At 67.1% G+C, this 26,408-nt stretch carries 27 protein-coding genes; 22 read left to right on the top strand and 5 right to left on the bottom strand.

What is annotated here, in order from left to right; all coding sequences use genetic code 11:
- Nucleotides 1-209 precede the first annotated feature (209 nt).
- The 13 genes from rpsH (at nt 210) to HEP75_RS16560 (ending at nt 8,479) form a co-directional block, all read left to right on the top strand.
- Entirely contained in the window at nt 210-608 is a 399-nt protein-coding gene (gene rpsH, locus HEP75_RS16620) for a 30S ribosomal protein S8 (protein WP_003470646.1), read from the top strand.
- A gap of 16 nt (nt 609-624) precedes the next feature.
- Nucleotides 625-1,152 (top strand): 50S ribosomal protein L6, encoded by a 528-nt coding sequence (rplF, locus tag HEP75_RS16615; protein ID WP_185813735.1) that lies wholly within the window; start codon nt 625-627, stop codon nt 1,150-1,152.
- An 88-nt stretch (nt 1,153-1,240) separates the two neighbouring features.
- Nucleotides 1,241-1,600: a 50S ribosomal protein L18 gene (gene rplR, locus HEP75_RS16610; protein WP_003470642.1), complete on the top strand. Its 360-nt coding sequence runs from the start codon at nt 1,241-1,243 to the stop codon at nt 1,598-1,600.
- A gap of 157 nt (nt 1,601-1,757) precedes the next feature.
- Nucleotides 1,758-2,303 (top strand): 30S ribosomal protein S5, encoded by a 546-nt coding sequence (gene rpsE, locus HEP75_RS16605; RefSeq protein ID WP_104557639.1) that lies wholly within the window; start codon nt 1,758-1,760, stop codon nt 2,301-2,303.
- Nucleotides 2,296-2,487: a 50S ribosomal protein L30 gene (rpmD, locus tag HEP75_RS16600; protein WP_057649282.1), complete on the top strand. Its 192-nt coding sequence runs from the start codon at nt 2,296-2,298 to the stop codon at nt 2,485-2,487. Before rpsE ends, rpmD begins: the two co-directional genes overlap by 8 nt.
- A gap of 6 nt (nt 2,488-2,493) precedes the next feature.
- Entirely contained in the window at nt 2,494-2,937 is a 444-nt protein-coding gene (gene rplO / locus HEP75_RS16595; RefSeq protein ID WP_003470637.1) for a 50S ribosomal protein L15, read from the top strand.
- A gap of 7 nt (nt 2,938-2,944) precedes the next feature.
- Entirely contained in the window at nt 2,945-4,315 is a 1,371-nt protein-coding gene (gene secY / locus HEP75_RS16590; RefSeq protein ID WP_179570575.1) for a preprotein translocase subunit SecY, read from the top strand.
- 340 nt (nt 4,316-4,655) lie between these two features.
- A complete protein-coding gene (gene rpsM / locus HEP75_RS16585; RefSeq protein WP_145701687.1) occupies nt 4,656-5,012 on the top strand; it encodes a 30S ribosomal protein S13 in 357 nt (118 codons plus the stop codon).
- 9 nt (nt 5,013-5,021) lie between these two features.
- The gene (rpsK, locus tag HEP75_RS16580; RefSeq protein ID WP_179570576.1) at nt 5,022-5,414 is read left to right on the top strand and encodes a 30S ribosomal protein S11; all 393 of its coding nucleotides are present in this window, start codon (nt 5,022-5,024) and stop codon (nt 5,412-5,414) included.
- Between the two features lie 14 nt (nt 5,415-5,428).
- Nucleotides 5,429-6,058, top strand: a complete 630-nt coding sequence (rpsD, locus tag HEP75_RS16575) for a 30S ribosomal protein S4 (protein WP_010340454.1) — start codon at nt 5,429-5,431, stop codon at nt 6,056-6,058.
- A 50-nt stretch (nt 6,059-6,108) separates the two neighbouring features.
- The gene (gene rpoA, locus HEP75_RS16570; RefSeq protein WP_003470629.1) at nt 6,109-7,107 is read left to right on the top strand and encodes a DNA-directed RNA polymerase subunit alpha; all 999 of its coding nucleotides are present in this window, start codon (nt 6,109-6,111) and stop codon (nt 7,105-7,107) included.
- A gap of 293 nt (nt 7,108-7,400) precedes the next feature.
- Nucleotides 7,401-7,787: a 50S ribosomal protein L17 gene (rplQ, locus tag HEP75_RS16565; protein ID WP_003470628.1), complete on the top strand. Its 387-nt coding sequence runs from the start codon at nt 7,401-7,403 to the stop codon at nt 7,785-7,787.
- A gap of 179 nt (nt 7,788-7,966) precedes the next feature.
- Complete coding sequence (locus tag HEP75_RS16560) at nt 7,967-8,479, top strand: disulfide bond formation protein B (protein WP_185824259.1); 513 nt, start codon at nt 7,967-7,969, stop codon at nt 8,477-8,479.
- A 271-nt stretch (nt 8,480-8,750) separates the two neighbouring features.
- On the opposite strand, the gene HEP75_RS16555 is transcribed toward HEP75_RS16560, so the two are convergent.
- Entirely contained in the window at nt 8,751-10,886 is a 2,136-nt protein-coding gene (locus HEP75_RS16555) for a TonB-dependent receptor (RefSeq protein WP_185824258.1), read from the bottom strand.
- A 225-nt stretch (nt 10,887-11,111) separates the two neighbouring features.
- On the opposite strand from HEP75_RS16555, the gene HEP75_RS16550 reads away from it, so the two are divergent.
- The gene (locus HEP75_RS16550) at nt 11,112-12,509 is read left to right on the top strand and encodes a 3-deoxy-7-phosphoheptulonate synthase class II (RefSeq protein WP_185813731.1); all 1,398 of its coding nucleotides are present in this window, start codon (nt 11,112-11,114) and stop codon (nt 12,507-12,509) included.
- Between the two features lie 50 nt (nt 12,510-12,559).
- Here HEP75_RS16550 and HEP75_RS22175 read toward each other — a convergent pair whose 3' ends face one another.
- Nucleotides 12,560-12,730: a hypothetical protein gene (locus HEP75_RS22175; RefSeq protein WP_221899274.1), complete on the bottom strand. Its 171-nt coding sequence runs from the start codon at nt 12,728-12,730 to the stop codon at nt 12,560-12,562.
- A 290-nt stretch (nt 12,731-13,020) separates the two neighbouring features.
- Between HEP75_RS22175 and HEP75_RS16545 the strand changes: the two genes are divergently transcribed.
- A complete protein-coding gene (locus HEP75_RS16545) occupies nt 13,021-14,190 on the top strand; it encodes a mechanosensitive ion channel family protein (protein ID WP_185816667.1) in 1,170 nt (389 codons plus the stop codon).
- A 215-nt stretch (nt 14,191-14,405) separates the two neighbouring features.
- On the opposite strand, the gene HEP75_RS16540 is transcribed toward HEP75_RS16545, so the two are convergent.
- The 3 genes from HEP75_RS16540 to typA all read right to left on the bottom strand — a co-directional run bounded on the left by HEP75_RS16540 (nt 14,406) and on the right by typA (nt 18,426).
- Nucleotides 14,406-16,013: an amidase gene (locus HEP75_RS16540; protein WP_185824257.1), complete on the bottom strand. Its 1,608-nt coding sequence runs from the start codon at nt 16,011-16,013 to the stop codon at nt 14,406-14,408.
- An 87-nt stretch (nt 16,014-16,100) separates the two neighbouring features.
- Nucleotides 16,101-16,583 (bottom strand): DUF2127 domain-containing protein, encoded by a 483-nt coding sequence (locus HEP75_RS16535; RefSeq protein WP_185813729.1) that lies wholly within the window; start codon nt 16,581-16,583, stop codon nt 16,101-16,103.
- A 13-nt stretch (nt 16,584-16,596) separates the two neighbouring features.
- Nucleotides 16,597-18,426, bottom strand: coding sequence for a translational GTPase TypA (typA, locus tag HEP75_RS16530; RefSeq protein ID WP_003470617.1), 1,830 nt, complete (start codon nt 18,424-18,426; stop codon nt 16,597-16,599).
- A gap of 189 nt (nt 18,427-18,615) precedes the next feature.
- Here typA and HEP75_RS16525 point away from each other — a divergent pair, with 189 nt between their 5' ends.
- From HEP75_RS16525 to prpE, 7 genes are all read left to right on the top strand, one after another.
- Nucleotides 18,616-19,110: a peptidylprolyl isomerase gene (locus tag HEP75_RS16525; RefSeq protein ID WP_185813728.1), complete on the top strand. Its 495-nt coding sequence runs from the start codon at nt 18,616-18,618 to the stop codon at nt 19,108-19,110.
- A 90-nt stretch (nt 19,111-19,200) separates the two neighbouring features.
- On the top strand, nt 19,201-19,575 hold the full coding sequence (locus tag HEP75_RS16520) for a glutaredoxin family protein (RefSeq protein WP_255423887.1): 375 nt from the start codon (nt 19,201-19,203) through the stop codon (nt 19,573-19,575).
- A 34-nt stretch (nt 19,576-19,609) separates the two neighbouring features.
- Nucleotides 19,610-20,596 (top strand): malate dehydrogenase, encoded by a 987-nt coding sequence (locus HEP75_RS16515; protein WP_185813726.1) that lies wholly within the window; start codon nt 19,610-19,612, stop codon nt 20,594-20,596.
- 181 nt (nt 20,597-20,777) lie between these two features.
- Complete coding sequence (locus HEP75_RS16510; protein ID WP_185824255.1) at nt 20,778-21,494, top strand: DUF4189 domain-containing protein; 717 nt, start codon at nt 20,778-20,780, stop codon at nt 21,492-21,494.
- Nucleotides 21,495-21,579: 85 nt separating this feature from the next.
- Nucleotides 21,580-24,084: a prolyl oligopeptidase family serine peptidase gene (locus HEP75_RS16505; RefSeq protein ID WP_185824254.1), complete on the top strand. Its 2,505-nt coding sequence runs from the start codon at nt 21,580-21,582 to the stop codon at nt 24,082-24,084.
- Between the two features lie 11 nt (nt 24,085-24,095).
- Nucleotides 24,096-24,362 (top strand): hypothetical protein, encoded by a 267-nt coding sequence (locus HEP75_RS16500; protein ID WP_185824253.1) that lies wholly within the window; start codon nt 24,096-24,098, stop codon nt 24,360-24,362.
- 141 nt (nt 24,363-24,503) lie between these two features.
- Complete coding sequence (gene prpE, locus HEP75_RS16495; RefSeq protein ID WP_185824252.1) at nt 24,504-26,381, top strand: propionate--CoA ligase; 1,878 nt, start codon at nt 24,504-24,506, stop codon at nt 26,379-26,381.
- The last annotated feature ends 27 nt before the right edge of the window (nt 26,382-26,408 follow it).

The following is a 26,408-nucleotide window of genomic DNA, read 5'->3' as shown; positions in this document are numbered from 1 at the left end:
CGCCCGTTTGCTGTTCCGTCAACGAGTCCGACGCAAGTCGGACTTTTTGTCGTATAATCCCGCTCCTTGCCTGCGCCTAGCAGGGCGAGTCGCGGTAGGCCCTGGCCTTCTCCAGGACGCTTCACGCTGCATATCACCGCTTCATTCCACAGCTTCACATCACAAGATTTTCGCGAAAGCGGATATCGGTGCACTCAAAGGTAGACACCATGAGCATGACTGATCCCATCGCCGACCTGCTGGTCCGCATCAAGAATGCGGCCGCGGTTGGCAAGCCGACGGTGAAAATGCCGTCCTCCAAGATCAAGGTAGCGATCGCAGAAGTGCTGAAGGCCGAAGGCTATATCGGCGACCTGCGCGTCAACCCGATCGAGAACAACAAGTCCGAGCTGGAAATCGTGCTGAAGTATTTCGAGGGCCGTCCGGTCATCGATACGCTCAAGCGCGTGTCCCGTTCGGGTCTGCGTCAGTACCGCGGTAAGGCCGAACTGCCGAAGGTTCTCGGCGGCCTGGGCGTTGCCATCATTTCCACGTCCAAGGGCATCATGACCGATGCGCAGGCCCGTCAGGCCGGCGTCGGTGGCGAAGTCCTGTGCTTCGTGGCCTAAGGGAAGGAGTAAGTAAATGTCCCGCGTAGCCAAGAAGCCGATTTCCCTCCCGAAGGGCGTCGAACTGAATGTCCAGCCCGAGCTGGTGAGCGTCAAGGGCCCGAAGGGTACCCTGTCGCTGATCAAGCCGGCTGGCGTCGAAATCAACCAGGAAAACGGTGTCGCCACGCTGTCGGCGAACGACCCGTCGCAGATCGCCATCACCGGTACCGTCCGCGCGATCCTGGCGAACATGGTGCACGGCGTGTCCGAAGGCTTCGAACGCAAGCTCGAGCTGGTCGGCGTCGGTTACCGCGCCACGATGCAGGGCAAGGATCTGAGCCTGGCGCTCGGTTTCTCGCACCCGGTCGTGTTCAAGGCGCCGGAAGGCATCACCCTGACCGCCCCGACTCAGACCGAGATCGTGGTGCAGGGCGCCGACAAGCAGCGCGTCGGCGAAGTCGCCGCCAAGATCCGCGGTTTCCGTCCGCCGGAGCCCTACAAGGGCAAGGGTGTGAAGTACGCCGGTGAAGCCATCATTCGCAAGGAAGCCAAGAAGGCCTAAGTAGGCCCATCCGCTGGGAGTCCGGCCGTCCATCGCCGGGCTCCCAAACGAAAAGCCCCGCTTCCTTCAGCTTCCGTAGGACACAGACATGACCATCAACAAGAACATCGCCCGCCTGCGTCGCGCCAAGTCGACCCGTGCGCACATCCGCGAACTCGGCGTCGCGCGCCTGTCGGTGCTGCGCACCGGTCAGCACCTGTACGCGCAGGTCTTCACTGCCGACGGCTCCAAGGTGATCGCTGCGGCGAACACCCTGCAGGCCGACGTCAAGGACGGCCTGAAGAGCGGCAAGAACAGCGAGGCGGCCGTCAAGGTCGGCAAGCTGATCGCCGAGCGCGCCAAGGCCGCGGGCATCGAGAAGGTCGCTTTCGACCGCTCGGGCTACCGCTACCACGGCCGCATCAAGGCGCTGGCCGACGCCGCGCGCGAAGGCGGCCTGCAGTTCTGATCCTTGCGGGAGCGGCGTCCACGCCGCGCCCGACCTGCCGATGCGGGCTGCATCGGACCTTGGCGCGCCTTTTGCGCGCGTCCGGGGAACACGGTTCCAGTCAACAACTACAAGCGGCATGCAAGCCGTAAATCTTTCAACTACCAAGGAATACACAATGGCTGAAGAACAGCGTGCACCGCGGGGTCGTGATCGCGACCGCAACCGCGAAGAGAAAGTCGACGATGGCATGATCGAAAAGCTGGTCGCGGTCAACCGCGTCAGCAAGACGGTCAAGGGCGGTCGCCAGTTCACCTTCACCGCGCTGACCGTGGTCGGCGACGGCAACGGCAAGATCGGTTTCGGTTACGGCAAGGCGCGCGAAGTGCCGGTCGCGATCCAGAAGTCGATGGAATATGCGCGCAAGGGCATGCTCAACATCGATCTGAACAACGGCACCCTGTGGCACCCGGTGAAGTCCGGCCACGGTGCGGCGCGCGTGTTCATGATGCCCGCCTCGGAAGGTACCGGCGTCATCGCCGGCGGCGCGATGCGCGCCGTGCTGGAAGCGGTCGGCGTCAAGAACGTGCTGGCCAAGGCCGTCGGTTCGCGCAACCCGATCAACCTGGTGCGCGCCACGCTGCGCGGCCTGGAAGACATGCAGTCGCCGTCGCGCATCGCGGCCAAGCGCGGCAAGAAGGTGGAGGAACTCAACCATGGCTAATGAGTCCAACAAGACGGTGAAGGTGCGCCTGGTGCGCGGCCTTCGTGGTACCCAGTCGCGTCACCGCCTGTCGGTGCGTGCGCTGGGCCTGAACAAGCTCAACGATGTGCGTGAACTGAAGGACAGCCCGCAGGTACGCGGCCTGATCAACAAGGTTCATTACCTCGTCCAGGTTGAGGAATAAGCGACCATGACTTTGCATCTGAATGATCTGAAGCCCGCCGAAGGCGCGCGTACCGAGCGCACCCGCGTCGGTCGCGGTATCGGTTCGGGCCTGGGCAAGACCTGCGGCCGCGGCCACAAGGGTTCGTTCGCGCGCAAGGGCGGCGGCAAGATCAAGGCCGGCTTCGAAGGCGGCCAGACCCCCATGCAGCGCCGTCTGCCGAAGATCGGCTTCCGTTCCAAGATGGCCAAGGACACCGCCGAAGTGCTGTCCTACCAGCTCGACAACCTGCCGGAAGGCGAGATCGATTTCGCCGCGCTGCGCGCTGCGAAGCTGGTCCCGAGCACCGCGAAGAAGGCCAAGGTCGTCCTCAAGGGCGAGCTGAGCAAGAAGTTCGTGCTCAAGGGCATCGCCGCGACCGCCGGTGCCAAGGCGGCAATCGAAGCTGCCGGCGGCAGCGTGCAGGAGTAACACGCAGATGGCGCAGGCTGGCATGGGTAACCTCGGCGGCGGGCTTGGCAAGTTCACGGAACTTCGCCAGCGCCTGTTGTTCGTTCTCGGCGCATTGATCGTCTACCGCATCGGCTGCTACGTGCCGGTGCCGGGCGTCAATCCCGAAGCCATGCTTGCGCTGATGCAGGCGCAGGGCGGCGGCATCGTGGACATGTTCAACATGTTCTCGGGCGGCGCCCTGCACCGTTTCAGCATTTTCGCGCTGAACGTGATGCCGTACATCTCGGCATCGATCGTGATCCAGTTGGCCACGCACATCTTCCCGTCGCTGAAGGCGATGCAGAAGGAAGGCGAATCCGGCCGACGCAAGATCACCCAGTATTCGCGCATCGGCGCGGTGCTTCTGGCGGTGGTGCAGGGCGGCAGTATCGCGCTGGCGCTGCAGAACCAGACTGCACCCGGCGGCGCACCGGTGGTGTACGCGCCGGGCATGGGCTTCGTGCTCACCGCGGTGATCGCGCTGACCGCCGGCACCATCTTCCTGATGTGGGTCGGCGAGCAGGTCACCGAGCGCGGCATCGGCAACGGCGTGTCGCTGATCATCTTCGCCGGCATCGTCGCCGGGCTGCCGGCCGCGTCGATCCAGACCGTGGAAGCCTACCGCGACGGCAACATGAGCTTCATATCGCTGTTGCTGATCGTGCTGACCATCCTCGCCTTCACCCTGTTCGTGGTGTTCGTCGAGCGCGGGCAACGGCGGATCACGGTGAACTACGCGCGGCGCCAAGGCGGCCGTAACGCGTACATGAACCAGACCTCGTTCCTGCCGCTGAAGCTGAACATGGCCGGCGTGATTCCGCCGATCTTCGCCTCGAGCATCCTCGCCTTCCCGGCGACGCTGTCGATGTGGTCGGGCCAGGCCGCCTCCAACAGCACCTTCGGCAGCTGGCTGCAGCGCATCGCCAATGCGCTTGGCCCGGGCGAGCCGGTGCACATGATCGTGTTCGCTGCGCTGATCATCGGCTTCGCCTTCTTCTATACCGCGCTGGTGTTCAACTCGCAGGAAACAGCGGACAACCTGAAGAAGTCCGGCGCGCTGATCCCGGGTATCCGTCCGGGCAAGGCCACCGCCGACTACGTCGACGGCGTGCTGACCCGGTTGACCGCTGCCGGCTCGCTGTATCTGGTGATCGTGTGTCTGTTGCCGGAAATCATGCGCGCGCAGCTCGGCACCTCGTTCCATTTCGGCGGCACCTCGCTGCTGATCGCGGTCGTGGTGGTGATGGACTTCATTGCGCAGATCCAGGCACACCTGATGTCGCACCAGTACGAAAGCCTGTTGAAAAAGGCCAACCTCAAGGGTGGCTCGCGCGGCGGCGGTTTCGCCCGCGGTTGATTGCTATAATTTGACTTCCTTCGGTGAAGGCGCCCCCGGTTCCCGGGCGCAGTCTTCCCACTTGAAGGGCGGCCCATGCAGCGGTCTCGTGCGTGGGTGCGACGTGGTGGTCCTGCGCTGGAGTAGCGCGGGCGGCCGAGGTGGATCCTCACCCTGGCCAACGACGTCCGGCGCCGGAGCATGGGCACACTCCCCATGCCGGGCTTGCGGAACCGAAAGGTTCCACGGGCTTCCATGTAACCCGAGACCTTGCTAGACTTACAAGTTCACTTTTTGATCCATCCTGCCGGATGGCGCCACAGTGCGCCGTCGGGCCATCACTCAGTTGGAGAACCGCGTCATGGCGCGTATTGCAGGCGTCAACCTGCCAGCCCAGAAGCACGTCTGGGTCGGGTTGCAAAGCATTTTCGGCATCGGCCGTACCCGTTCGAAGAAGGTCTGCGAAGCCGCAGGCGTGACCTCGACCACCAAGATCCGTGACCTGTCCGAACCGGAAATCGAGCGCCTGCGCCTCGAAGTCGGCAAGTACATCGTCGAAGGCGACCTGCGTCGCGAAGTGGGCATCGCCATCAAGCGTCTGATGGACCTGGGCTGCTACCGCGGCCTGCGTCATCGTCGTGGCCTGCCGCTGCGTGGTCAGCGCACCCGCACCAACGCCCGCACCCGCAAGGGCCCGCGCAAGGCGATCAGGAAGTAAGGGACAGACATGGCTAAGCCCGCAGCATCAAAAACCAAGAAGAAGATCAAGCGCGTCGTCACCGACGGCGTCGCCCACGTCCACGCTTCGTTCAACAACACCATCGTGACCATCACCGACCGTCAGGGCAATGCATTGTCCTGGGCGACCTCCGGTGGCGCTGGTTTCCGCGGTTCGCGCAAGTCCACGCCGTTCGCGGCGCAGGTTGCCGCCGAAAAGGCCGGGCGCGCTGCGCTCGACTACGGCGTGAAGTCGCTGGAAGTGCGCATCAAGGGCCCGGGTCCGGGTCGCGAGTCCGCCGTCCGTTCGTTGAACAACGTCGGATACAAGATCACCAACATCATCGACGTGACGCCCATCCCGCACAACGGGTGCCGTCCGCCGAAAAAGCGTCGCGTCTAAAGGAGCGATAAGAAATGGCTCGTTATATCGGTCCTACCTGTAAGCTCGCGCGCCGTGAAGGCGCCGATCTTTCCCTCAAGAGCCCGGCGCGTGCGCTGGACTCCAAGTGCAAGCTGGAGCAAAAGCCCGGCCAGCACGGCGCGACCGCCCGCAAGGGCAAGCTGTCCGACTACGCCACCCAGCTGCGCGAGAAGCAGAAGGTCAAGCGTATCTACGGTCTGCTGGAGCGTCAGTTCCGCAACTACTACAAGAAGGCCTCGACCAAGAAGGGCAACACCGGCGAGAACCTGCTGCAGCTGCTGGAAACCCGCCTGGACAACGTCGTCTACCGCATGGGCTTCGCCGTCACCCGCCCGGCCGCGCGCCAGCTGGTGTCGCACCGTGGCGTGCTGGTCAACGGCAAGTCGGTGAACCTGGCCTCGTACCAGGTCAAGGCCGGCGACGCGATCGCCCTGTCGGAAAAGGCGCAGAAGCAGCTTCGCGTGCAGGAAGCGCTGACCGTTGCCGAAACGCACGACCTGAACCCGTCCTGGGTCGAGGTCGATTCGAAGAAGTTCAGCGGCATCTTCAAGGCCGTGCCGGATCGTGCGGACCTGCCTGCTGACATCAACGAAGCGCTGATCGTCGAGTTGTATTCGAAGTAATCACATTGGAGAGCCTCCGGCAACGGAGGCTCGTCAGGAGAACCCGCAACATGACGGTTACCGCCAACCAGGTTCTGCGCCCCCGTGGGCCGCAGATCGAACGCCTTACCGACAACCGCGCCAAGGTCGTAATCGAGCCCTTGGAGCGCGGGTATGGGCACACGCTGGGCAATGCCCTGCGTCGCGTGCTGCTGTCCTCGATCCCCGGCTTCGCGATCACCGAAGTCGAGATCGACGGCGTGCTGCACGAGTACACCACGGTCGAAGGGCTGCAGGAGGACGTGTTGGATGTCCTGCTCAACCTCAAGGACGTGGCCATCCGCATACACACCGGCGACAGCGCCACGCTGTCGCTGTCCAAGCAGGGTCCGGGCACGGTCACTGCCGCCGACATCAAGACCGACCACAACGTCGAGATCCTCAACAACGACCACGTGATCTGCCACCTGACCAAGGATATGGCGATCAACATGCGTCTGAAGATCGAGCGTGGCTTCGGCTACCAGCCGGCCGCCGCGCGTCGCCGTCCGGACGAGGAGACCCGCACCATCGGTCGCCTGATCCTGGATGCGTCGTTCTCGCCCGTGCGTCGCGTCGCCTACGCGGTCGAATCCGCGCGCGTCGAGCAGCGCACCGACCTGGACAAGCTGGTCCTGGACATCGAGACCAATGGCACGATCGATGCCGAGGAAGCCGTGCGCACCGCCGCCGACATCCTCAGCGATCAGCTGTCGGTGTTCGGCGACTTCACCCATCGCGACCGTGGCGCGGCCAAGCCGGCCAGCAACGGCGTGGATCCGGTGCTGCTGCGTCCGATCGACGATCTGGAACTGACCGTGCGTTCGGCCAACTGCCTGAAGGCCGAGAGCATCTACTACATCGGCGATCTGATCCAGAAGACCGAAGTGGAGCTGCTCAAGACCCCGAACCTCGGCAAGAAGTCGCTGACCGAGATCAAGGAAGTGCTGGCCCAGCGCGGCCTGTCGCTCGGCATGAAGCTGGAGAACTGGCCGCCGGCCGGCGTCGCCCAGCACGGCATGCTCGGCTAAGCAGCCGCACCTGGCCGATGCCGCACCGGCATCGGCCACGGACGCTGCAGGTCCGGTCATGGATGGCCGGGCAGGACTCCTCGGAGTCCAGGTAAGACCGCCAGGGAGGGAAGCAGGGACGCCTTCGCGGCGCCTCGCGCCGCATCAGTTGCACAACTACGCCGACGGGTCTTCAAGCCCGCGGCGTTGTCCGGTCAGGGACGGCCGGCTCGGACCATCCGCAGTCCATTGTTCAACGCCAGGACGGCGACAGCGATCTCCAGCAGTTTCAACTTTCCATAGGAATCAAGACCATGCGTCACCAGAAATCCGGCCGCAAGTTCAACCGCACCAGCGCCCATCGCCAGGCGATGTTCTCCAACATGGCGGCCTCGCTGTTCAAGCACGAACTGATCAAGACCACCCTGCCGAAGGCCAAGGAACTGCGTCGCGTCGCCGAGCCGCTGATCACCATCGCCAAGGTCGATGGCGTCGCCAATCGCCGTCTGGCCTTCTCGCGCCTGCGCGACAAGGAAGCGGTGGGCAAGCTGTTCGTCGAGCTGGGCCCGCGTTACCAGTCGCGTCCGGGCGGCTACCTGCGCATCCTGAAGTGCGGCTTCCGCGCCGGCGACAATGCGCCGATGGCGTACGTCGAGCTGGTCGATCGTCCGACCGCGATCGCCGAGGAAGTGGCCGAGTAAATCCGGCCCGCACCGCGTCAGCAAGAAGCCCGGCATGTCCGGGCTTTTTTGCGTCTGGGGGGCGTCGGTTTGTGCCGCGCATGATTCGCCGCGTTCGCTGCACCCAGGGACGCACGGCACATGGTGGCGAGGCGGGCGATGGCGGATAATGCGCGCACCGTTCATGTGAGCCCGACCCGATGAACCCGTTACGCTGGAGTTTCCGCGCGCAGTTCCTGTTCGGCTTCCTGATCTGTGCCGGACTGCTGGGCTATGCGATCTACGTGCAGGTGCAACTCGGCATCGAGCCCTGTCCGCTGTGCATCTTCCAGCGCATCGCGTTCGCCGCGCTGGGCCTGCTGTTCCTGCTCGGTGCCTTGCACGGGCCGGCCCGCAGCGGCGGGCGCAAGGTGTATGGCGTGCTGGCGTTCCTGGCCGCGGCCATCGGCGCCGGCATCTCCACCAAGCACGTGTCGGTGCAGCTGTTTCCCGATCCGATGGCCTCCTGCGGGCCGCCGCTGAGCTTCCTGCGCGAGACGATGGGGCCGTTCGAAGTGCTGCGCCGGGTGCTGACCGGGACCGGCGACTGCGGCAATATCGACTGGCGCTTCCTCGGCCTGTCGATGCCGATGTGGTGCCTGATCTGTTTCGTAGCGCTGGCGCTGTACGCGCTGTATGCCGGGTTCAAGGCCCGGCGGCGTTCGCTGCACTGAGATTTTCGCGTGCTGCGCGCCTTGCCGTCGGCTGGGAGTGAGCGCCCTTGTAGGAGCGACTTCAGTCGCGACAGGCACTATCGGTATAAGACCCTGTCGCGGCTGAAGCCGCTCCTACACGGTGCTATAGGCGGTAAACGGATGGCGTGAATCCGCGGGCAGCGGCGGCGCAGCCCGCTGCGAACGTCGCTGCGCTACGCTCATCCATGGATGAATACATCCACGCATCCAGGCCGGCCCGACGCGGGCGCGGCCTGGCTGCGTGCCTGCCTCAGAAATCCTGCTGCAGGCTCAGGTAGACGCCGCGGCGCGGCGCCCATTGCGGGGCGAACACGCCGATGCCGCCGCCGTCGCGCAGTTGGTAGGCGCGATCGAGCACGTTGAGCACCGCCACTTGCGCGTGCAGCGGATGCGCGCTGAGCGCGAAGTCGTGGCCGGCGCTGAGGTTCAGCTGGAAGTACGACGGCAGCTCGCCGCCGTTGGGCACGGTGTCGGTATCGGTGCGCAGGCCGCTGCCGAACAGGTAGTTGGCACCGATCCGGCTGGCGTCGTCGATCGCGTAGCTGATGCCGCCGGACGAGGTGAACTTCTGGTCGTGGTCCAGGTGGATCCAGTTGTCGTAGGCGTAGGCCAGCGCGTCCGGATCGAAGTTGTACAGGCTGGTCATGACCCGCTTGCCCATCGCCTTGCTGTAGGCGACGTTGAAGTAGGCGGTGACCGGGCCGTTGCTGTAGTCGGCGCTGAACTCCGCGCCGCGGATGCGGCCGTAGCGGTAGTTGAACGTGGAATACACGTAGGCGGCGCCGAACTGGCCTTCGTCCTGCAGGCGGTCGGCCTTGCGATAGTAGGTGTCCAGGCCCAGGGTCAGGTGCTCGTTGACCACCTGCGAGATGCCCATGTCGTAGTAGTCGCTGCGCTCGCTCAGCGGCGTGGTCGCGCCGCCGGCGGTGGACTGCTGGTTGGTGGTGCCGTCGTACAGGGCGATGTCGCTGGTGGAGATCAGTTCGCTGGCCGGCGGGGTGAAGTAGCGCGCATAGCCGGCATGCACGGTGGTGTCGGCGCTGGCCTGCCAGACCACGCCCAGGCGCGGGCTGAGCTGGCCTTCGGTGGTACCGAACGCCTTGTAGCGGTCGCCGCGCACGCCATAATTCACGGTCCAGTCGTTGCCGATCTTCCATTCGTCCTGCAGGTAAACCGCGTAGGTGCTGGCGTGGAAGCGGCTGGCGTCGGGAATGAAGACCGGCGCGTTGCTGGTCTGGTTGCCGTCGGCATCGGCTGGGAACACATAGGAATTGTTGCTGGCGACGGCGTGCTCGAAGTTGCCGTACACGCCGTAGCGCAGCGTGTGCGCGTCGCCGAGCGGGGTGGAGAAGTCGGCCTGCACGGTGTTGGCGCGGTTGCTGCGGTCCACCTGCGAGGCGACGCCGTTGAAGATCAGGTCGCCGGCGACGTCGGGCGAGAACGCGACGCTGCTGTAGCGCTGACCGGCCGATAGCTGATAGCTGGTGGCGCCGAGCGAACCCTGCAGCACCAGGGTGCCGAAGCGGGTGTTCTCGCGCTGGTTCTCGTCGAGCTTGGACGAATCGAAGTCGGTGCTGCCCAGGTAATCGTAGGCAGGGGTCTGCCCGGGATTGTTCGGGATCTGGAAGCGGTTGTTGGCGTAGCCGACCAGCAGGCTGAGCCGGGTGTTCTCGTCGATCAGGTAGCTGAGGTCGGCGAAGCCTTTGCCCTGATGCGTCTTGTCGTGCTCGGGGTCGCGGCTGTTGACCGGATTCTCCAGGCCGAGCTTGTTCTGCTCGTAATCGCCGGTGACGAACCAGCTCCAGCGGCCGCTGCTGCCCCACCAGGAGGCGTTCGGGTTGAGCGTGCCGTAGGAGCCGCCGGTGATGCCGACGCTGCCGCCGTTGCCCAGTTCCACGCCGCTCTTGGTGGTGATGTCCACCACTGCCGCGGTGCGATCGCCGAACTGCGCCGGCAGCGCGCCGTCGAGCAGCTTGATGCTCTTGATCGTGCGCGGATCCAGGCTCTGGCCGAAGCCGGAGATGGACTCGGGGATCAGCACGCCATTGATGCGGTACTGCAGGTTGGCGTGGTCGCCGCGCACGTGGATGCCGCCGTAGGAATCCTGGACCACGCCCGGCGCCTGCAGCAGCACCTGGTTGAGCGGGGTGGAGGCGCCCAGCGGCAGCCGCTCGATGTCCTCGGCCGTGATCGAGTACTGGCTGCTGCCGATGTCCGGCGACAGCGCGTTGCGCGCCGCCTCCAGCTTGGCGGTGACGGTGACCGCATCCAGGTCGGTGGTGCGCTCGGGGCCGGTGTCGGCGCTGGTCGCATCGGTGGCGAGCGCGAAGCCGGGTGCGGCCAGCAGGACAAGGGCGATGGCGGTGGAGAGGGGGCGGGGCGTCATGGCGAGGGCGAGACCTGGAATGGAAGGGAAACGGGCTTGTTATGTAATAACATTCTACTTTCGTGACGGCGCTGGCGTAGGTCGGAAGTCATGGCTGGCGTGCGCGCTTTGCCTGGCGTTCATGTCCCGGCGCCGGTTGCGCCCACGGCTACGCAAGCGCGTCACGCAGTGCTTTGCGTCGCGGCCAGGCTCTGCGAACATCGCAGATTGCCAAGGAGTCCTTTCATGAACCTGTCCGTCCCCGCCGCCGCGCCCGAATCCGCTTCACCGTCGTGGGCGCCCGCAAGCTGGCGCGGCAAACCCGCGCTGCAGATGCCGGTGTATCCGGACGCGCAGGCGCTGGAAGCGACGCTGGGCGAATTGCGCCACCTGCCGCCGCTGGTCACCTCGTGGGAGATCTTCGCGCTGAAGAAGCAACTGGCCGAGGCGCAGGAAGGCAAGCGGTTCCTGCTGCAGGGCGGCGATTGCGCGGAGAACTTCAGCGATTGCGAGTCCGGCACGATCTCCAATCGGCTCAAGGTGCTGCTGCAGATGAGCCTGGTGCTGGTGCACGGCTTGCGCCTGCCGGTGGTGCGCGTAGGCCGCTACGCCGGCCAGTACGCCAAGCCGCGCTCGGCCGATACCGAAACCCGCGATGGCGTGACCCTGCCCAGCTACCGCGGCGACGTGGTCAACGGCCCGGAGTTCACCGCGCAGGCGCGCGTGCCCGATCCGCGGCGGATGATCACCGCGCACTCGCGTTCGGCGATGACGATGAACTTCGTGCGCGCGCTGATCGATGGCGGCTTCGCCGACCTGCACCATCCCGAGTACTGGAACCTGAGCTGGGTCGGCTATTCGCCGCTGGCCGAGGACTACCAGAAGATGGTGTCCTCGATCGGCGACGCGGTGCGTTTCATGGAGACGCTGTCCGGCGCGCAGCTGTACAACCTCAACCGGGTCGATTTCTACACCTCGCACGAAGCGCTGCTGCTGCCGTACGAGGAAGCGCTGACCCGCGAGGTGCCGCGGCAGTGGGGCTGGTTCAACCTCAGCACGCACTATCCGTGGATCGGCATGCGCACCGCCGCGCTGGACGGTGCGCACGTGGAGTATTTCCGCGGTATCCGCAACCCGATCGCGATCAAGGTCGGGCCGTCGGCGCAGCCGGACCAGTTGCTGCGCCTGATCGACGTGCTCAATCCCGAGGACGAACCGGGCCGGCTGACCTTCATCCACCGCATGGGCGCGGCGCAGATCGCGCAGAAGCTGCCGCCGCTGCTGGATGCGGTGAAGCGCGACGGCCGCCGCGTGCTGTGGGTGTGCGATGCGATGCACGGCAATACCGAGAGCACCAGCAACGGCTACAAGACGCGGCGCTACGACAACGTATTGGGCGAGGTGGAGCAGTCGTTCGACATCCACGCCGCGGCCGGCACGCGGCTGGGTGGCGTGCACTTGGAGCTGACCGGCGAAGACGTCACCGAATGCACCGGCGGCGCGCGCGAGCTGACCGAGCGCGACCTGGAGCGGGCCTATCGTTCCAGCGTGGATCCGCGCCTGAACTACGAGCAATCGCTGGAGATCGCGCTGGCCATCGTGCGCAAGCAGAACGGGCGCAGCGTACCGCTGACGACGGACTGACGGCGCGCTTCCGCGGTCACCGCGGCGCGCTTGCTGGTGCGCCGCGTGCGTCAGGCGCCGATGGTGTGGCGGTAGGTCTCGTTGATGCGCGTGAGTCGTCGATATCCGGCGCTACGCATGCAGCTGCCGTGCGCACGCATCGCGGCCTGCGATGCGGGACTGGTGGTGCTGGTTGGCGATGTCGGCGCATCGGGCCCTGGCAGGCGCAGTGTCTGCTGCATCCAGCTTCGTAACTGAAGACGCACCAATTGCGGCGACCGCTGCAGGCCGTTGGCGAGTTGCTTGTCACCGGGCAGGAACCCCGCACGATGCGACCGCGCATATCGGGCATGGACTGCGCCAGGAATGGGGCTCCACTCGCTCGCGATGAGCCTGTCGCGGATGCGCGCGATGCGCGCGCCTCGCGATGACGACGCGGTTCGTACCGGTCGCAGCGCTCGACACGATGCTTATCCTTGCTTTGTCACACTGTCGCGCCTCCTCCCCCCCCTTCAAGGAGCGCATCTTGAACCTGGATCTCGACTGGATCCCGTGGCGCGATTACACGTTGCCGATCGGCGCCGCGGTAGTGCTCGGCTTCCTCGCCTGGTGGCTGTTGCTGCGCATCGCGCAGCGCATGCGCGGGCGCGACTACCGGCGTGCGCGCATCGTGCGCGTGCTCAGCGTGCCGATGGCGTTCCTGCTGCCGATGCTGATGCTCAGCTTCGCGCTGGAATCCACGCCGCTGGACGAGCGCGCGCTGACCGACCTGCAGCACCTGCTGCATATCGGCATGATCGGCTGCGTGACCTGGCTGCTGGTGCGCGGCGCCGCCGCGCTGGAAAAGGCGATCCTGCGCAGCTACCCGATCGAAGTGGCCGACAATCTGACCGCGCGGCGCATCCAGACCCAGACCCGGGTGCTGGCCCGCGTGGCGATGGGCACGATCATCCTGCTCGGTACCTCGGTGGTGCTGCTGACCTTCCCGGCGGTGCGGCAGATCGGCACCACGCTGCTGGCCTCGGCCGGCATCATCGGCCTGGTCGCCGGTATCGCCGCCAAGCCGGTGTTCGGCAACCTGATCGCAGGCCTGCAGATCGCCTTGACCCAGCCGATCCGGCTCGACGACGTGGTCATCGTCGAAGGCGAGTGGGGCCGCATCGAGGAGATCGGCAGTTCCTACGTGGTGGTGCGGATCTGGGACGAGCGGCGCATGGTGGTGCCGTTGACCTGGTTCATCGAGAACCCGTTCCAGAACTGGACGCGCAGCAGCGCCGACCTGCTCGGCACCGCGTTCCTGTGGCTGGACTACCGCACGCCGATGCCGCAGCTGCGCGCCGAGCTGGAGCGGATCTGCAAGAGCGAGCCGCTGTGGGATGGCCGCGTCTGCGTGACCCAGGTGACCGAAACCAGCGAGAGCACGATTCAGGTGCGCCTGCTGGTCAGCGCGCGCAACTCCGGCGATGCGTTCGACCTGCGCTGCATCGTGCGCGAACGGATGATCGATTTCCTGACCCGCGAACATCCATATGCCTTGCCGAGGATGCGCGCGGAGATTTCCTCGGACACCGCGCGCGCGGCCCCGCGGCCGCCATCGACGACCAGCGACTCGGCGGCGATGCGCTCGCCCGGCGCCGAGGATGGCGCGCCGGCGGCGACAGTGGCGCAGGATCCGGACGCGCCGCGGCCGGATACGGCATAGCGTCGCGTTGCGTCGTGTCGTCGTTGCGGCAGGCGCCTGCAGTGTCCACGCGTTGTTGGTGACGCGTGGATTCTCAAACCTGTAGGAGCGGCTTCAGCCGCGACCGGCGCTTTCCTGGTAAGTCTCGGTCGCGGCTGAAGCCGCTCCTACAGGGGCGTTCTTCGCCAACCCCTGTCGATTGGGTGCGCCTTGGCGCCGTTGCGGCGCTATCCGCTTTACGGATGCTCCGTGGTCTGCGGCAGCATCGGCAAGAATGTCGGCGGCGTGCGTGCGCGGCTGCGCTGTTCGTAGGCGTAGCCCAGTTCGATCAGGCGCGGCTCGCTCCAGGCGCCGCCGATGAACACCAAGCCCAGCGGCAGGCCGTCGCTGGCGCCCATCGGCACCGTCAGGCTCGGATAGCCGGCCACTGCGGCCGCACCGTAGCTGGCGCCGGGAAAGTCGTCGCCGTGGAGCGGGTCGGTCTTCCAGGCGCGGCCGGTGGTCGGCGCGATCAGCGCATCCAGCCGCTGCGCGCGCAGCGCCGCATCGATGCCGTCCGCACCGGCCAGGCGCCTGGCTTTCGCCCGCGCTTCCAGGTAGGCCGGGTCGTCCACGCCGCGGGTGGCCTGCGCCTGTTCGAACAGGGCCTGGTCGAAGTGCGCCAACTCGCGCTCGGCATGCGCGCGGTTGAACGCGATCAGTTGCGCCAGGGTGCGCAGCGGCGCCTGGCGCGTGTCGAGGTAGCGTTCCAGCCCGGCCTTGAACTCGGTCAGCAACACGCTCAGTTCGGCGTCGTCCCATTGCCCGGCGGTGGGGATCCGCGCATCGACCACGGTGGCGCCGGCGGCGCGTAACGCGGCGACCGCGCGCGCCTGCGCCGCGGCGATGTCCGGGGTCTGGGTCAGCGGCGAGGGCAGCAGGCCGATACGCGCGCCGCGCAGCGCGTCGCGGCGCAGGTGCGCGGCGTAGTCGTAGCCGGAGGGGCGCGGTGCCGCGGCGGTGGCCGGGTCGGCAGCGTCGGGCGCGGCCAGCACGCTCAGCAGCGTCGCCGCATCGGCGACGCTGCGGGTCATCGGCCCGGCGGTGTCCTGGCTGGCGGAGATCGGGATGATGCCGTCGCGGCTGACCAGGCCCACGGTCGGTTTCAGTCCGACCAGGCCGTTCACCGCGGCCGGGCAGACGATGCTGCCGTCGGTCTCGGTGCCGATGCCGGCCGTGGCCAGATTGGCCGACACCGCCACGCCGGTGCCGGCGCTGGAGCCGCAGGGGTTGCGATCGAGCACGTACGGGTTGCGGGTCTGCCCGCCGCGCGCGCTCCAGCCCGAGCTGGATTTGCTGGAACGGAAGTTGGCCCACTCGCTGAGGTTGCTCTTGCCCAGGATCACCGCGCCCGCCTGGCGCAGGCGCTGCACCAGAAAGGCGTCGTGCGGCGGGTGGAAGTCGGCCAGGGCCAGCGAGCCGGCCGAGTTGGCCATCGGCCGCGCATCGATGTTGTCCTTCAACACCAGCGGGATGCCGTGCAGCGGGCCGCGCAGGTGCCCGGCGCGGCGTTCGGCGTCCAGTTGCCGGGCTTCGTCCAGGGCGTGCGGATTGAGCTCGATGAGCGCGTGCAGCGCCGGTCCTTGCCGGTCCAGCGCATCGATCCGCTGCAGGTAGGCCGCGGTCAGGCCGGCGCTGTCGAGCGTGCCGCGCGCCATCTGCGCCTGCAGCGTGGCGATGTCGGCTTCGGCATGGGCGAACGCGGCCGACGCGGGCGGCGGCGTGGCGACGGCGGTGTCGGGCAGGGCGGCGTGCCGGCAGCCGGCGAGGGCGCCGCACAGCAACAGGACGGGCAGCAGACGCATCGGCGCATTCCCCGGGAGTCGTTCTCCAGGAGGCTACGCAGCGTTATGGGGATTGGCAAACCGGTGCGGGCTGATGCCCGCCTGCGCTCAGTGCGCGGGACGCCGCCGGCGCCGGACCAGGTCGCGGGCCAGGATGCCGACCACGGCGAGGTTGATCGCCAGGACCGCCCACGCGGCCCAGCCGGGATGGCGCACGATCGCGTAGATGTCGAACGGCAGATAGATGGCGGCGGAGATGCAGCCCAGCATCGACGCCCAGGCCTTGGCGCGCCACAGGCCCCAGGCTTCGACGATGTGCAGCACGCCGTAGGCGAGCATGCCGGCGGCGGCAAGATGTACCGCGCCGGGATTGATCATGGTGAGCAGCGACGGCAGAGCGCCGTGCTCGGGGTCCAGGCTGAAGCGGACGATCAGCCGGCCCACCGCCGCGCGCAGCGGCAGCGGACCCATCAGTTCCAGACCCGTGGCCGCGAGCACCGCCAGCAGGCCTTTGCCGGCCTCCAGCAGTGCGATCAGGTGCAGGCCCGGATGCGCATGCGGATCCGGGTTGTACGCCTTCTTGCTGGCCACGGGAACTCGGCGATCAGCCGCCGCGACCGGCGCGCTTGCGATCGCTTTCGGTCAGGAACTTCTTGCGCAGGCGGATTTCCTTCGGGGTGACTTCGACCAGCTCGTCGTCCTCGATGAAGTCCAGCGCCTGCTCCAGCGTGTACTTGATCGCCGGGGTCAGCTTGATCGCATCGTCCTTGCCCGAGGCGCGCATGTTGGTCAGCGGCTTGGTCTTGATCGCGTTGACGGTCAGATCGTTGTCCTTGGAGTGGATACCGATCAGCTGGCCTTCGTACACGTTGTCGCCTTCGGCGGCGAACAGGCGGCCACGCTCTTCCAGCGGCCCCAGCGAGTAGGCGGGGGTGGCGCCGGCGGCGTTGGCGATCATCACGCCGTTCTGGCGCTTGGCGATGGCGCCCTGTTCCTTCGGGCCGTAATGGTCGAACACGTGGAACAGCAGGCCCGAACCCTGGGTCAGGGTGCGGAACTCGTTCTGGAAGCCGATCAGGCCACGCGCCGGGATCATGTAGTCCAGGCGCACGCGGCCCTTGCCGTCCGGCTCCATGTTCTTCAGCTGGCCCTTGCGCACGCCCAGCTTCTCCATCACGCCGCCCTGGTGCTGCTCTTCGATGTCCACCACCAGCTGCTCGACCGGCTCCATCAGCTTGCCGTCGATTTCCTTGACGATGACTTCCGGGCGCGACACCGCCAGCTCGAAGCCTTCGCGGCGCATGTTCTCGATCAGCACCGACAGGTGCAGCTCGCCGCGGCCGGAGACCAGGAACTTGTCCGGGTCCGAGCCTTCCTCGACCTTCAGCGCGACGTTGTGCAGCGTCTCGCGCTCCAGGCGCTCGCGGATCTGGCGGCTGGTGATGAACTTGCCGCCGCTGTGTTCCTTGCTGCCGGCGAACGGCGAGTTGTTGACCTGGAAGGTCATCGAGATGGTCGGTTCGTCCACGGTCAGCGCCGGCAGCGCTTCCGGGGTGTCCAGGGCGCAGATGGTGTCGGAGATGCTCATGTCGGCGACGCCGGAGATGGCGACGATGTCGCCGGCCTCGGCCTCTTCCACTTCCACCCGCTCCAGGCCCATGAAGCCCAGCACCTGCAGGATCTTGCCCTGGCGCTTCTTGCCTTCGCGGTCGACGATGCTGACCGGCATGTTCTTCTTGACCTTGCCGCGCTGGATGCGGCCGATGCCGATCAGGCCGACGAAGTTGTTGTAGTCCAGCTGGCTGATGCGCATCTGGAACGGACCGTCCGGGTCCACCTGCGGCGGCGCCACGTGCTTCATGATCGCTTCGTACAGCGGGGTCATGTCGCCTTCGCGGGCGCTGTCGTCCAGGCTCGCGTAGCCGTGCAGCGCCGAAGCGTAGACGATCGGGAAGTCGAGCTGCTCGTTGGTCGCGCCGAGCTTGTCGAACAGGTCGAACACCTGGTCGATCACCCAGTCAGGACGCGCGCCCGGACGGTCGATCTTGTTGACCACCACGATCGGCTTGAAGCCCATCGCGAAGGCCTTCTGGGTCACGAAGCGGGTCTGCGGCATCGGCCCGTCCATCGCGTCGACCAGGATCAGCACCGAGTCCACCATCGACAGCACACGTTCCACTTCGCCGCCGAAGTCGGCGTGTCCGGGGGTGTCGACGATGTTGATGCGGTTGCCCTGCCAGGTGATGGCCGTGTTCTTGGCCAGGATCGTGATGCCACGTTCCTTTTCCTGATCGTTGCTGTCCATCACGCGCTCGGCCAGCACCGTGCGCTCGGAGAGGGTGCCGGACTGCTTCAGCAGGCAGTCGACGAGAGTGGTCTTGCCATGATCGACGTGGGCGACGATGGCGATATTGCGAAGATTTTCGATGGACATGCGAAAGGGGGCCAACCGGCGCCAGAAAGGAAGGAGAGTAAGCCCGCTATTATACCTGTATCCGGACGCGCCTGCCGGTTCAGGATTCAGGCGGCGGCGATGGCGCTGCCGGCGGTGCCGGAAGCGGGCCAAACAGGCCGCCGTGTATCCTATGCGCCCCAAATGACGCCCCCGTTTCCAAGGAATCCCATGTCCCTGATCGCCCATTTCGACACCGCCCGCGGCCCGATCACGATCGAGCTGTACCCCGACAAGGCGCCGCTGACCGTGGCCAACTTCGTGAACCTGGCCAAGCGCGGCTTCTACGACGGGCTGAGCTTCCACCGCGTGATCGCCGATTTCATGATCCAGGGCGGCTGCCCGGAAGGCTCCGGCCGCGGCGGCCCGGGCTACCGGTTCGAGGACGAGACCGACAACGGCGTGCGCCACGAGCGCGGCGTGCTGTCGATGGCCAATGCCGGTCCCAGCACCAACGGCAGCCAGTTCTTCATCACCCACACCGCCACCCCGTGGCTGGACGGCAAGCACACCGTGTTCGGCAAGGTGACCCAGGGCCTGGACGTGGTCGACAGCGTCGCCCAGGGCGATGCGATCAACAAGATCACCATCGAAGGCGACACCGATGCGGTGCTGGCGGCCAAGGCCGACCGCGTCGCCGAGTGGAACCGCCTGCTCGACGCCTGAGTGCCGCCGCGACCGGCCCTGGCGGCCGGTCGCAGATGGCCTGCGTGCTAACATTTCCCGGTTGCTTGCCGCGCCCGACCCTCGATGACGATGCGTCCCCTTTTGCTGTGCATGGTGCTGCTTGCAATCGGTGGCGGCGTGCACGCGTGGTGGCGCAGTTCGGGGGCAACCCCGGCGCCGGCAGCGCTGGCGGCCGGCGATCCGCGGCGGCTCACCGGCGCGGACGGTATCGTCATGCTGGCCGCCGACTGGTGCGGCTACTGCCGCCGGCAACAGGCGGATTTCGAACGTGCCCAGGTCCGCTACCGCGTGCTCGACGTGGAGCAGGAGGAAGGCCGCCTGGCCGCCGCCGCCCTGGGCCGCGAAGGCGTGCCGATCACGGTGATCGGCCAGCACGTCATCGACGGCTACGACACCGCCGCCCTGGACGCGCACCTGCAGCCGCTCGGCTACCGCGTCTACTGATTCCCTTATCCCTTTTTTAGCAGAGGAACCCCCCATGAAGACACCCGTACGTGTTGCTGTGACCGGCGCTGCCGGCCAGATCGGCTATGCCCTGCTGTTCCGTATCGCCTCCGGCGAAATGCTGGGCAAGGACCAGCCGGTGATCCTGCAGCTGCTCGAGCTGCCGATGGAGAAGGCCCAGGCCGCGCTGAAGGGCGTGATGATGGAGCTGGAAGACTGCGCGTTCCCGCTGCTGGCCGGCATGGTCGGCACCGACGACGCCGAAGTGGCGTTCAAGGACGCCGACGTCGCCCTGCTGGTCGGTGCGCGTCCGCGCGGCCCGGGCATGGAGCGCAAGGACCTACTGCTGGAGAACGCCAAGATCTTCACCGCGCAGGGCGCGGCGCTGAACAAGGTCGCCAGCCGCAACGTCAAGGTGCTGGTGGTCGGCAACCCGGCCAACACCAACGCCTACATCGCGATGAAGTCGGCGCCGGACCTGAACCCGAAGAACTTCACCGCCATGCTGCGCCTGGACCACAACCGCGCGCTGAGCCAACTGGCCGGCAAGCTCGGCAAGCCGGTCGGCGGCATCGAGAAGCTGGTGGTGTGGGGCAACCACAGCCCGACCATGTACCCGGACTACCGCTTCGCCACCGTCGAGGGCGCGTCCATCGCCGATGCGATCAACGACCAGGAGTGGAACGCCGGCACCTTCATTCCGACCGTGGGCAAGCGCGGCGCGGCGATCATCGAGGCGCGCGGCTCGTCCTCGGCCGCCTCGGCCGCCAACGCCGCCATCGACCACGTGCGCGACTGGGTGCTGGGCAGCAACGGCAAGTGGGTGACCATGGGCGTGCCGTCCGACGGCTCCTACGGCATCCCGGAAGGCGTGATGTTCGGCTTCGCGGTGACCACCGAGAACGGCGAGTACACCCTGGTCAAGGATCTGCCGATCGACGACTTCAGCCAGAAGTACATCGACAAGACCCTGGCCGAGCTGGAAGAAGAGCGCAGCGGCGTGGCGCACCTGCTGGGCTGATCGCACCTGCGATCGCGGTACCGAAAACGCCGGGCTTGCCCGGCGTTTTTTTTGGTCGGCCGGTGGGCCGCCTCGCGGCGTGGGCGCATGCGCGATTGTTCCCAATGCGCAATCGGCAGCATTTAGAATGCGCGACTCGAAACGGGCATGGAAGGCACGAATGAACCAACGGATGTGGGGCTTGCTGCTGCTGCTGATGGCGGCGGGATTGGGATGGTCGGGATCGGCGAAGGCCTGGCAGTCCTGCCAGGACGTGGTGGTCGGCATGTACGCCAACAATCAGCCCGTGCTGCAAAGCCAGTGCGAGTGGTTGGCCGGCGCAGTCGCGCTGGATCCGGCGAGCCGGGCGATGGGGTCGGTGTGGAACTACAGCGACGCCGACCAAGCCAAGGCGGCTGCGCAACGCGACTGCGGACCGTCCTGCCTGGTGGTGAGTTTCTACGACGATTACTTCTACCTGGCCGCTTCCGACGACGACGCCATCGGCTACGCCGCGACGGCGGACGAGGCGTTGCGGCAATGCGTGCTGGCCAGGCCCGGTGCGCGCTGCGACGTCGTGGTCTCGGCCGGCAGCGGCGGCCGCGCGGTGTACTGGCCCTTCAGCGCGCTCGGCTACAACGGCAAGCAGCAGAAGGCCTACGCTGCGGCCGGCGGCACGCGCCGCCGCGATGCCCGGCAGGCCGTGCTGCAGCTGTGCGGTGGCGAGCCGGATTGCTTTGCCTATGTGCACCAGCTTGCCCATGCGGCGATGGCCCTCGGCGCAGACGGCGAGCTGTATGCCTCCGAAGGCAATAGCGCCGGACAGGCGCGTCGGGCCGCGAAAAAGTATTGCGCCGCCGAGCAGGGCGGCAAGGCCAAGTGCGAGATCGTGGCCGAGACCGGCAAAGCCGCGCACTAGGGCGCCGCGTCGGCGCTGCTCGCGGCGGTCCTGCGGCGCACCGTTGTGCTACGTTTCCTCGGTCATTCGCCAGGGGAACAACCTCATGCTCGTGCCGTATCGCTGGATCGGGGTGCTGGCCGTCGCCAGCCTGTTGCCGTTTGCCGCTGCGGCCGCCGACAGCGGTTACCGCCAGCCGCCCGAGCCGCTGTTGGGAGTCATGCGCGCGCCGCTGAATCCGTCGCCGCGCCTGGATCCCACCGGCAAGACCCTGCTGCTGGTGCAGCGCACCCAGTATCCGCCGATCGCGCGCGTCGCCGAGCCGTACCTGAAGCTGGCCGGCGTGCGCGTGGAGCCGCGCAGCCACAGCCGTCACGACATGTCCAACGGCTACGGCATCCGTGCCTGCCTGGAAGGCTTCAGCCTGGTCGATGTGGCCAGCGGCAAGCAGACCGCGGTGACCTTGCCGGCCGGTGCCTGTCCGGCGCTGCCGGTGTGGTCGCCGGACGGGCGCCGTTTCGCCTTCAACAACACCGCCGCCGACCGCGTCGAGCTGTGGCTGGGCGACGTCGCCACCGGCAACGTGCGCCGCATCGACGGCGTGCAGCTCAACCCGGTGCTGGGCGGCGAGATCCAGTGGCTGGGCGGCAGCGACACGCTGCTGCTGAAGACCGTGCCGCAGAACCTGGGCGCCGCGCCGCGCAAGGCCGCGGTGCCGCCGGGTCCGGAGGTCAAGGAAACCATCCAGGGCAAGGGCGAGAGCAGCACCTACGAGGCGCGCGATACGCTGTCCAGTCCCGAGGACGAGGCGCTGTTCGCGTACTACGCCATCTCGCAGTTGCTCACCGTCGATGCGGCCAGCGGCAAGCAGAGCAAGGTCGGCGCGCCGGCGGTCTATACCGCGGTCGATGGCGCGCCCGACGGCCGCCATGTGCGCGTGGAGCGGCTCAAGCGGCCGTATTCCTACGTCACCACCTATGCGCGTTTTGCCCACGATGTGGCGGTGCTGGATCTGTCCAATGGCGGCGAGCGTGTGCTGGCCGATCTGCCGGTCGCCGACCGGGTGCCGGTGCAGGGCGTGCCGACCGGCCCGCGTGCGTATTCCTGGCGGGCCAACCAGCCGGCCACGCTGGTCTGGGCCGAGGCGCTGGACGGCGGCGACTGGAAAGCCACCGTGCCCGCGCGCGACAAGCTGCTGACCCTGGCGGCGCCGTTCACCGCCAAGCCGCGCGAGCTGGCGCGGGTGACCCAGCGCTACGCCGGCCTGTCCTGGTTCGCCCAGGGCGGGCAGGCGCTGCTGGACGAATACGACGAAAACCGTCACTGGCGGCGCACCACGCTGCTCGACGCCGACCGCGCCGGCACGCCCGGGCGCGTGCTGTTCGACCTGTCCACCGACGATCTGTACGCCGATCCCGGCACCCCGGAACTGCGCGTGCTGGCCAACGGCGAAGCGGTGCTGCACGAGGATCGCGGCGCGCTGTTCCTGAGCGGGCAGGGCGCCACGCCGGCCGGCGACCGCGCGTTCCTGGACCGCTACGACCTGGCCAGCGGCAAGACCGAGCGCCTGTTCCGCAGCGATGCCAGCGTCGACGAGGTGTTCGCCGGGTTCGCCGGCGACGACACCACCCGGTTGCTGACCTGGCGCCAGTCGCCGACCGATCCGCCGAACGTGTACCTGCGCGCGCTGGGCCAGGCGCAGCCCGCTGCGGCGGCGGGCGAAGCGGTCTACGCATCGAGCGTCGCGCCGGTCACCCGTTTCCCCGATCCGACGCCGCTGGTGCGGCAGATCAAGAAGCGGCTGGTGACCTACAAGCGCAAGGACGGGGTGGAACTGTCGTTCACCCTGTACACGCCGCCGGGCTACAAGGAAGGCACGCGGGTGCCGGCGATCCTGTACGCCTATCCGCTGGACTACGCCGACCCGTCCAAGGCCGGCCAGGTCAGCGGCGCCAACGAGCGCGATTTCACCCGCCTGAGCTCCTACCAGCTGCTGTTGCTGGCCGGCTACGCGATCATCGACGACACCGCGTTCCCGATCGTCGGCGATCCCAAGACCGCCTACGACACCTATCTGCAGCAGCTGGTGGACAACGCCACCGCGGCGGTGGACAAGGCGGTGGAGCTGGGCGTGGTCGATCGCCAGCGGATCGGCGTCACCGGCCACAGCCACGGCGCGCTGATGGCGGCCAACCTGCTGGCGCATACCGACCTGTTCCGCGCCGGCGTGGCCACCAGCGGCAGCTACAACAAGACCCTGACCCCGTTCGGCTTCCAGAACGAGCGGCGTTCGTTCTGGGCGGCGCCGGAGGTGTACGCGCAGGCCTCGGCGTTCTTCCACGCCGACAAGATCGACGAGCCGCTGCTGATCGTGCACGGCATGGACGACGCCAATCCCGGCACCGAAACCACCCAGGCGCCGCGGCTGTTCCAGGCGATCCGCGGCAACGGCGGTACCGCGCGGCTGGTGCTGCTGCCGTTCGAGCCGCACTGGTATAGCGCGCGCGAGTCCAACGAGGACGTGGTGGCGGAGATGCTGGAGTGGTTCGACCGCTACGTGAAGCATGCGCCGCCGCGTGCGGAGGCGAAAGCGGCAGCGCAGAAGCGGTAGTCGGCCGTGCCATGGCTGTCCCTCGCTACCCCGGCACAGACATTCCCGTCCGCCGCGGCGACCTGGTCAAGTGGTTCGACGACGAAAGCCCATCCACAGTGCTCTTTGTGGTCAGCACCGGCGACTTTCCCCCGCAGGAAGACGCGGCCTCGAGGGAATGGTTTCGGTCGGAGTTCGGCCAAGGCGTCATGATCGACACTCCAAGCGCTGGTCGGGTGCTTGAGTCGGAAGACTGCGCGAACCTGACATTGGTGCGCTCGGTCGATGGGCACGCCTGACGATTGGTCCGGGCCGACGCCGCTTCGCAGCTCGGCTCGATTCAGGTATTCGGCCACCGGCGCCGTTCGACCAAGGTCGGACGACGCCACGCCGCGCAGGGACTATGCTCGGCGTGGGTGCATCGCCTTGGGAGGGGCCGCATGGACTACGCGACGCTGTACCGGCGCTCGATCGAGCAGCCGCAGGAGTTCTGGGCGGAGCAGGCCAAGGCGATCCACTGGCAGCGCCCGCCGCAGGCGATCCTCGAATACGACGACCCGCCGTTCCGGCGCTGGTTCGGCGGCGGCCTGACCAACCTGTGCTACAACGCGGTAGACCGTCACCTGCCCGAGCGCGCCGCGCAGCTGGCGCTGGTGGCGGTGTCCAGCGAGACCGGGCAGACCCGCGAATTCACCTATGCGCAGTTGCACGCCGAGGTCGTGGCCTTCGCCGCGGTGCTGCTGCGCCTGGACGTGCAACGCGGCGACCGCGTGGTCATCTACATGCCGAACATGGCCGAGGCGGTGTTCGCGATGCTGGCCTGCGCGCGCATCGGCGCGGTGCATTCGGTGGTGTTCGGCGGCTTCGCCGCGCACAACCTGGCGCTGCGCATCGACGATGCGGCGCCGAAGCTGCTGATCGCCGCCGATGCCGGCAGCCGCGGCGGCAAGATCATTCCATACAAGCCGCTGGTCGATGCCGCCTGCGCGGAAGCCAGCGCGCCGCCGCCGAAGGTGCTGATCGTCTCGCGCGGACTGGATCCGGCGCAGCCGCGCCGCGGCGGGCGCGACGTGGACTACGCCACTCTGCGCGCGCAGGTCGGCGATACGCAGGTGCCGGTGACCTGGCTGGAATCCAACGAAGCCAGCTACCTGCTGTATACCTCCGGCACCACCGGCAAGCCCAAGGGCGTGCAGCGCGACGTCGGCGGCTACGCGGTGGCGCTGGCGCTGTCGATGCGCACGGTGTTCGATTGCGCGCCCGGGCAGGCGATGTTCTCCACCTCCGATGTCGGCTGGGCGGTCGGCCATTCGTACAACGTGTACGGTCCGCTGATCGCCGGCTGCACCTCGCTGCTGTACGAAGGATTGCCGGTCAATCCGGATCCGGGCGTGTGGTGGGCGCTGTGCGAGAAATACCGGGTGCGCACCATGTTCTCCTCGCCGACCGCGATCCGCGTATTGAAGAAGCATCCGGTCAGCCACATCCGCGACCACGACCTGAGCGCGTTGCAGTACCTGTTCCTGGCCGGCGAGCCGCTGGACGAGCCGACCGCGCTGTGGATCGGCGAGGCGCTGGGCAAGCCGATCATCGACAACTACTGGCAGACCGAGACCGGCTGGCCGGCGCTGACCTTGCTGCCGGGATTGGAAATGAAGCCGGTCAAACCGGGTTCGCCGGGCTTTCCCAATCTCGGTTACAAGATGAAGATCGTCGACCCGCAAGGCATCGAGGTGCCGGCCGGGCGCAAGGGCGTGCTGGTGATCGAGCCGCCGCTGCCGCCGGGCTGCATGACCACGGTGTGGAACGACGACGCCCGTTTCCTGCGCAGCTATTTCAGCCATTTCGATGAACTGCTGTACAGCTCGCTGGACTGGGCGATCCGCGACGACGACGGCTATACCTTCATCCTTGGCCGCACCGACGACGTGATCAATGTCGCCGGCCATCGCCTGGGCACGCGCGAGATCGAAGAAGCCATCGCCGGCCATCCGCAGGTGGCCGAAGTGGCGGTGATCGGCATGCACGACGAACTGAAGGGCCAGGTGCCGGTGGTCTTCGCCACGCTGAAACAGCAGGCATCGGCCGATGCCGTCGCCTCCATCGCCGAACAGTTGCGGCAATGCGTGGTGGAGCGGCTCGGTGCGGTGGCGCGGCCGGCGCAGGTGTATCTGGTGCAGGCATTGCCGAAGACGCGCTCGGGCAAGCTGCTGCGGCGTTCGCTGCAGGCGCTGGCCGAGCAGCGCGATCCCGGTGACCTGTCGACGCTGGACGATCCGGGCGCGCTCGACGAGATCCGTCGGGTGCTGGCGCGCTGAGGCGCCACTGCATCGCGCGACAAGCGC

Origin of the sequence: Xanthomonas sp. SI (assembly GCF_014236855.1) — a bacterium.
Classification (GTDB): domain Bacteria; phylum Pseudomonadota; class Gammaproteobacteria; order Xanthomonadales; family Xanthomonadaceae; genus Xanthomonas_A.
Note: the sequence above shows the minus strand (reverse complement) of the source record. Positions and strands in the feature narration are given on the sequence as shown.

Bases quoted from the DNA above. Each gene is read 5' to 3' on its own strand.
- rpsH (WP_003470646.1), top strand. From the start codon at position 210: ATGAGCATGACTGATCCCATCGCCGACCTGCTGGTCCGCATCAAGAAT.
- rplF (WP_185813735.1), top strand. From the start codon at position 625: ATGTCCCGCGTAGCCAAGAAGCCGATTTCCCTCCCGAAGGGCGTCGAA.
- rplR (WP_003470642.1), top strand. From the start codon at position 1,241: ATGACCATCAACAAGAACATCGCCCGCCTGCGTCGCGCCAAGTCGACC.
- rpsE (WP_104557639.1), top strand. From the start codon at position 1,758: ATGGCTGAAGAACAGCGTGCACCGCGGGGTCGTGATCGCGACCGCAAC.
- rpmD (WP_057649282.1), top strand. From the start codon at position 2,296: ATGGCTAATGAGTCCAACAAGACGGTGAAGGTGCGCCTGGTGCGCGGC.
- rplO (WP_003470637.1), top strand. From the start codon at position 2,494: ATGACTTTGCATCTGAATGATCTGAAGCCCGCCGAAGGCGCGCGTACC.
- secY (WP_179570575.1), top strand. From the start codon at position 2,945: ATGGCGCAGGCTGGCATGGGTAACCTCGGCGGCGGGCTTGGCAAGTTC.
- rpsM (WP_145701687.1), top strand. From the start codon at position 4,656: ATGGCGCGTATTGCAGGCGTCAACCTGCCAGCCCAGAAGCACGTCTGG.
- rpsK (WP_179570576.1), top strand. From the start codon at position 5,022: ATGGCTAAGCCCGCAGCATCAAAAACCAAGAAGAAGATCAAGCGCGTC.
- rpsD (WP_010340454.1), top strand. From the start codon at position 5,429: ATGGCTCGTTATATCGGTCCTACCTGTAAGCTCGCGCGCCGTGAAGGC.
- rpoA (WP_003470629.1), top strand. From the start codon at position 6,109: ATGACGGTTACCGCCAACCAGGTTCTGCGCCCCCGTGGGCCGCAGATC.
- rplQ (WP_003470628.1), top strand. From the start codon at position 7,401: ATGCGTCACCAGAAATCCGGCCGCAAGTTCAACCGCACCAGCGCCCAT.
- HEP75_RS16560 (WP_185824259.1), top strand. From the start codon at position 7,967: ATGAACCCGTTACGCTGGAGTTTCCGCGCGCAGTTCCTGTTCGGCTTC.
- HEP75_RS16555 (WP_185824258.1), bottom strand. From the start codon at position 10,886: ATGACGCCCCGCCCCCTCTCCACCGCCATCGCCCTTGTCCTGCTGGCC.
- HEP75_RS16550 (WP_185813731.1), top strand. From the start codon at position 11,112: ATGAACCTGTCCGTCCCCGCCGCCGCGCCCGAATCCGCTTCACCGTCG.
- HEP75_RS22175 (WP_221899274.1), bottom strand. From the start codon at position 12,730: ATGCAGCAGACACTGCGCCTGCCAGGGCCCGATGCGCCGACATCGCCA.
- HEP75_RS16540 (WP_185824257.1), bottom strand. From the start codon at position 16,013: ATGCGTCTGCTGCCCGTCCTGTTGCTGTGCGGCGCCCTCGCCGGCTGC.
- typA (WP_003470617.1), bottom strand. From the start codon at position 18,426: ATGTCCATCGAAAATCTTCGCAATATCGCCATCGTCGCCCACGTCGAT.
- HEP75_RS16525 (WP_185813728.1), top strand. From the start codon at position 18,616: ATGTCCCTGATCGCCCATTTCGACACCGCCCGCGGCCCGATCACGATC.
- HEP75_RS16520 (WP_255423887.1), top strand. From the start codon at position 19,201: ATGCGTCCCCTTTTGCTGTGCATGGTGCTGCTTGCAATCGGTGGCGGC.
- HEP75_RS16515 (WP_185813726.1), top strand. From the start codon at position 19,610: ATGAAGACACCCGTACGTGTTGCTGTGACCGGCGCTGCCGGCCAGATC.
- HEP75_RS16505 (WP_185824254.1), top strand. From the start codon at position 21,580: ATGCTCGTGCCGTATCGCTGGATCGGGGTGCTGGCCGTCGCCAGCCTG.
- HEP75_RS16500 (WP_185824253.1), top strand. From the start codon at position 24,096: ATGGCTGTCCCTCGCTACCCCGGCACAGACATTCCCGTCCGCCGCGGC.
- prpE (WP_185824252.1), top strand. From the start codon at position 24,504: ATGGACTACGCGACGCTGTACCGGCGCTCGATCGAGCAGCCGCAGGAG.